Annotated in this window: 7 protein-coding genes; 3 read left to right on the plus strand and 4 right to left on the minus strand. The window is 66.5% G+C overall.

All coding sequences use genetic code 11. The features are described from left to right. The 4 genes from WBB14_RS13530 to WBB14_RS13545 all read right to left on the minus strand — a co-directional run. On the minus strand, nucleotides 1-414 hold a 414-nt coding region (locus tag WBB14_RS13530; protein ID WP_424240285.1), incomplete at its 3' end, for an HIT family protein. Further along, a complete protein-coding gene (locus WBB14_RS13535; protein WP_424240286.1) occupies nucleotides 411-860 on the minus strand; it encodes an N-acetyltransferase family protein in 450 nt (149 codons plus the stop codon). The genes WBB14_RS13530 and WBB14_RS13535, both read right to left, overlap by 4 nt. A gap of 23 nt (nucleotides 861-883) precedes the next feature. Then, nucleotides 884-2350, minus strand: a complete 1467-nt coding sequence (gene pap, locus WBB14_RS13540; RefSeq protein WP_424240287.1) for a polyphosphate:AMP phosphotransferase — start codon at nucleotides 2348-2350, stop codon at nucleotides 884-886. Nucleotides 2351-2444: 94 nt separating this feature from the next. Next, entirely contained in the window at nucleotides 2445-3308 is an 864-nt protein-coding gene (locus WBB14_RS13545) for an MBL fold metallo-hydrolase (protein WP_424240288.1), read from the minus strand. 123 nt (nucleotides 3309-3431) lie between these two features. Between WBB14_RS13545 and WBB14_RS13550 the strand changes: the two genes are divergently transcribed. The 3 genes from WBB14_RS13550 to WBB14_RS13560 form a co-directional block, all read left to right on the plus strand. After that, a complete protein-coding gene (locus WBB14_RS13550) occupies nucleotides 3432-3767 on the plus strand; it encodes an ArsR/SmtB family transcription factor (RefSeq protein WP_424240289.1) in 336 nt (111 codons plus the stop codon). Next, a complete protein-coding gene (locus WBB14_RS13555; RefSeq protein WP_424240290.1) occupies nucleotides 3764-4195 on the plus strand; it encodes a YeeE/YedE family protein in 432 nt (143 codons plus the stop codon). Before WBB14_RS13550 ends, WBB14_RS13555 begins: the two co-directional genes overlap by 4 nt. 1 nt (nucleotide 4196) lies before the next feature. Then, a partial coding sequence (locus tag WBB14_RS13560) for a DUF6691 family protein (RefSeq protein ID WP_424240291.1) occupies nucleotides 4197-4421 on the plus strand: 225 nt, incomplete at its 3' end.

Below are 4421 nucleotides of genomic sequence, written 5' to 3' on the forward strand. Positions count from 1 at the left end.
CGGCAGCAGCGCCTGCACGCGCGCCTGGCGCTCCTGCCATTCCGCGGATTCCGCGCCGGCCGCGACGCGCGGCGGCGCCCAGATCGGATCCGGGAAGTGGCGGTCGCCGCGCCAGCGCGGGATCACGTGCCAGTGCAGATGCGGCACCATGTTGCCCAGCGAGGCCAAGTTGATCTTATCGGGCCCCAGGACCGATTGCTGCGCTTCCTCCACCACGTACACGGCGCGCATCAACAGGTCGCGGCCATGGGTGGACAGGCTGGTCATCTCGGCCAGGTGGCCGTTCCAGACCACGCGCGTGAAGCCCGGATAGTCAGCGTCTTGCACCTCGATGATGCGCAGGTGCGGACCGCGCCACAGCAGCGTGCCGCCGTCTTCCTGGCACAGCGGACAGTTGGGGTCGCGCGCGCTCACGGCATCACCTTGCGGTACTGGATGAAGCCCGAGCGGTCGGCGATGCGGTCGTAGAGCTGGATGGCGGTGGCGTTGGTTTCATGCGTCAGCCAATACACGCGCGAGCTGTTGGCGGCGGCGGCCTGCGCATACACGTGCTCGATCAGCTTGCGGCCGGCGCCGGTGCCGCGCACATCAGGGTCCACATACAGGTCCTGCAGGTAGCAGTAGTCGCCCGCGGTCCAGGTGGAGCGGTGGAAGATCCAGTGCACCATGCCGACGGCCCGGCCGCTTTCATACGCCAGCGCCGCATGCATGGGTTCGGCCGGGTCCAGGAAGCGTGCCCAGGTGTTGCGCGTGACCGCGTCGTCGATGCTGACGCGATAGAACTCCTGGTAGCCCTTCCATAGCGGCAGCCAGGTTTCGAAGTCGGCGGCGACGACGGGACGGATTTCTGCGGTACTCATGGCTTGCGGCCTCCAGGCGGGATTCAGAGTTGGTCTTCCATGGCTTCGACGATGTGTCGCAGCACTTGCAATCGAGCGTAGCGCTTGTCGTTGGCCGACACCAGATGCCAGGGCGCGTGTGTGACGTCGGTGCGCGTCAGCATCTCGTTGGCCGCGGCCGCGTAGTCCTTCCACTTGTCGCGGTTGCGCCAGTCGTCGGCCGTGATCTTGAAATTCTTGAAGGGCGACTTTTCGCGCTCCTGGAAACGCTCCAGCTGCACGTCCGGCGTCACTGCCAGCCAGAACTTCAGCACCAGCGCGCCGCTGGCGGCCAGTTGCCCCTCGAAGTCGTTGATCTCGGCGTAGGCGCGGCGCCAGTTGGCGGGCGTGGTCAGCTTCTCGACGCGCTCGACCAGCACGCGGCCATACCAGGAGCGGTCGAAGATGGCGATGCGGCCATGGCGCGGCACATGACGCCAGAAGCGCCACAGATAGGGCCGGGCCAGTTCCTCGCTATTGGGCGCGGATACGGGCGTGATGTCGAACTGCCGAGCGTCCAGCGCATGCGTCACACGGCGGATCGCACCGCCCTTGCCGGCCGCGTCCTGGCCTTCGAACACCAGTACCAGCGAGCGTTCCTGGAACTTCTTCGAACGCGCCGCCCGCGCCAGCCGGCCTTGCAGCAGGCCCAGTTCGGATTCGTAGTCGTCCTTGTCGGTCTTGGCCTCGTAGTCCAGTTCGCCCAGGCGGTCGACGACACGGGTGGTCCGGGCATGCGCCACGAAGGCGGGCGGGATGCGGGGCACGCCGCGCTGGCGCATGGCGGCCAGCACCGCTTCGGCGGTGCGCGCGGCGCGGATGTCCTCGTCCGCGCTGGGGATCACGACCCAGGGCGCGTGGCCGCTGTCAGTGCGGTTCAGCACCACCTGGCCGGCATTGCGGATGCGGTCGTACTTCTTGTAGACCTTCAGGTCGATCGGGCTGACTTGCCAGGAAGTTTCGGGGCTGGCCAGCAGGCGCTCGGCGCGCGCCTTCTGCGCCTTGGCCGACAAGTGGAACCAGAGCTTGACGATCTGCACGCCTTCGGCGGCAAGCATGGCCTCGAAGTGGCGGATCGCCGCGGCCTGCGCTTCGATGCTGTTCTGGTCGGGCTTCTTGCGCGTCGCTTCGAGCAGCAGCGGCGCGTACCAGGATCCGAAGACGATGCCGGTGCTGCCCTTGGGCGGAAGGTCGTTCCAGTAGCGCCAGAACGGCGGCCGTTGCAGCGCGGCGCCTTCGCGCGGCCCGTAAGCCAACGTCTTGATGTGGCGCGGATCCATCCACTCGTTCAGCAGGTTGACGGTGGCGCCCTTGCCGGCGCCGTCTATGCCCGCTATCACGATCAGCAGCGTCTTGTCGGCCTTCTGCAGGCGCTGGTACTGCGCGTTCAGCAAGGCGACGCGCAGCTTCGCCTCCAGCGGTTTGAATTCTTCCTTGGACAGGCTGGGGTCGGCTTCGGCTTCTGCAAACATGGGAGATCCGTCTGATCGGCAATTCTGCGATCAGACGATCTTGCGGGATAAGCCCGGGGCGCGCAAGCCCGGATCGCGGCGCCTGCCGCCGCCGTCAGAGCGCGTCGACGGGGATCTTCAGATAGCGCACGCCGTTGTCCTCGGGCGGCGGGAAGTGGCCGGCGCGGATGTTCACCTGGATGGCGGGCAGGATGAGGGTAGGCATGGAAAGCGTGGCATCACGCCGGGTGCGCATGGCCACGAATTCCTCTTCGCTGACGCCGTCACGCACGTGGATGTTGGCGCGGCGCTGTTCGGCCACCGTGGTCTGCCAGGAGGCTTCGCGTCCGGCGGGCGGGTAGTCGTGGCACATGTGCAGCCGCGTGTCGGCGGGCAGACTCAGCAGCCGCTGGATGGAGCGGTACAACTGATGGGCGTCGCCGCCGGGGAAGTCGCAGCGCGCGGTGCCGACGTCCGGCATGAACAGCGTGTCGCCGACGAAAGCCGCATCGCCGATCAGGTAGGCCATGTCGGCCGGGGTGTGGCCGGGTACGTGGATGGCCTGCGCCGTCAGCGCGCCGATGCGGAAGGTTTCGCCGTCGGCGAACAGATGGCCGAACTGCGAGCCGTCCAGTTGGAATTCGGGTTCCAGATTGAAGATCTTCTTGAACACGCCCTGCACGGCCTGGATGCTCTGGCCGATGGCGATGACGCCGCCGAGCTGCCGCTGCAGGTAGGGCGCCGCCGACAGGTGGTCGGCATGCGCATGGGTTTCCAGCAGCCACTCGGTCTTCAGGCCATGCTGGCGCACATAGTCCGCTACCCGGTCGGCGCTGGCGGTGCTGCTGCGGCCGGACTTGGGGTCGTAATCCAGCACCGAGTCGATGATGGCGCAGGCGCCGCCCGGCGCGGGCTCATGCACGACGTAGGTGACGGTGGCGGTAACGGAGTCGAAGAAAGCCTGGATCTGGGGTGACATGGACGCTCGTGTCGCAGCGAGTCGCTGCACGATGAAACACTATATATATTTCAATAATATTGTTGGATATTATATTGGTCAATATAATGATCAAACTCCCTCACGCCGATTGATACGCATCAAATGAATGAAGCCCTGACCGAGTGCGAGGTCGCCGTCTTGCGCGAATCCGCCTCCCAGGCCTGCGCGCTCCTCAAGGCGCTGGCCAACGAAGACCGCCTGCTGCTGCTGTGCCAGCTGATCCAGAACGAACGCAACGTAAGTGAACTCGAATCGCTGACCGGAATCCATCAGCCCACGCTGTCCCAGCAACTGGGCGTGCTGCGCGATGAAGGACTGGTCGCAACGCGCCGCGAAGGCAAATACGTCTACTACCAGATGGCCAGTTTCGAGGTCAGCCAGGTCATGAAGACGCTATCGAGTTTGTACTGCGGCCGCGCCATGGAGTCACTCAAGTGAACCTGGACTGGTCCGCCTTCACTCCCTGGTCCGCAGGCGCGGGCGGCCTGCTCATTGGTGCGGCTGCCGTGCTGCTGATGGCGGGCGCGGGACGCATCGCGGGTATCAGCGGCGTTGTGGGCGGCCTGCTTCAGGGCGAGCGCGACGGCATGTGGCGGCTGGCCTTTCTGATCGGCCTGCTGGCTTCACCCTGGCTGTACCGGCTGGGCAGCGCCTTGCCGCCGGTCGTGGTGGAGGCCAGCACCACGCGCCTGATCGTCGCGGGCTTGCTGGTCGGCATAGGCACGCGCTACGCCTCGGGCTGCACCAGCGGCCACGGCGTCTGCGGCGTGTCGCGCGGATCGCGCCGCTCGCTGACCGCCACCGCTTTGTTCATGGCCGCGGGCTTTGCCGTGGTCTACGTCACCCGTCATCTGGGAGCGCTCTGACATGGTTGCGCTGATCGCCTTCGCATCGGGCCTGGTGTTCGGCCTGGGCCTCATCATTTCCGGCATGGCCAATCCAGCCAAGGTGCTGGGCTTCCTGGACCTTGCCGGCGGCTGGGATCCGTCGCTGGCCTTCGTGATGGGCGGCGCCGTGCTGGTCACCGCGGCGGGCTTCGCGCTCTTGCGCCGCCGCCGCGCCAGCCTGTCGGGCGAGCTGCTGCGTTGGCCC

The organism is Achromobacter sp. (genome assembly GCF_049647645.1).
Classification (GTDB): domain Bacteria; phylum Pseudomonadota; class Gammaproteobacteria; order Burkholderiales; family Burkholderiaceae_B; genus Achromobacter.

Coding starts and splice junctions, on each gene's coding strand:
- WBB14_RS13535 (WP_424240286.1), bottom strand. CDS start 860: ATGAGTACCGCAGAAATCCGTCCCGTCGTCGCCGCCGACTTCGAAACC.
- pap (WP_424240287.1), bottom strand. CDS start 2,350: ATGTTTGCAGAAGCCGAAGCCGACCCCAGCCTGTCCAAGGAAGAATTC.
- WBB14_RS13545 (WP_424240288.1), bottom strand. CDS start 3,308: ATGTCACCCCAGATCCAGGCTTTCTTCGACTCCGTTACCGCCACCGTC.
- WBB14_RS13550 (WP_424240289.1), top strand. CDS start 3,432: ATGAATGAAGCCCTGACCGAGTGCGAGGTCGCCGTCTTGCGCGAATCC.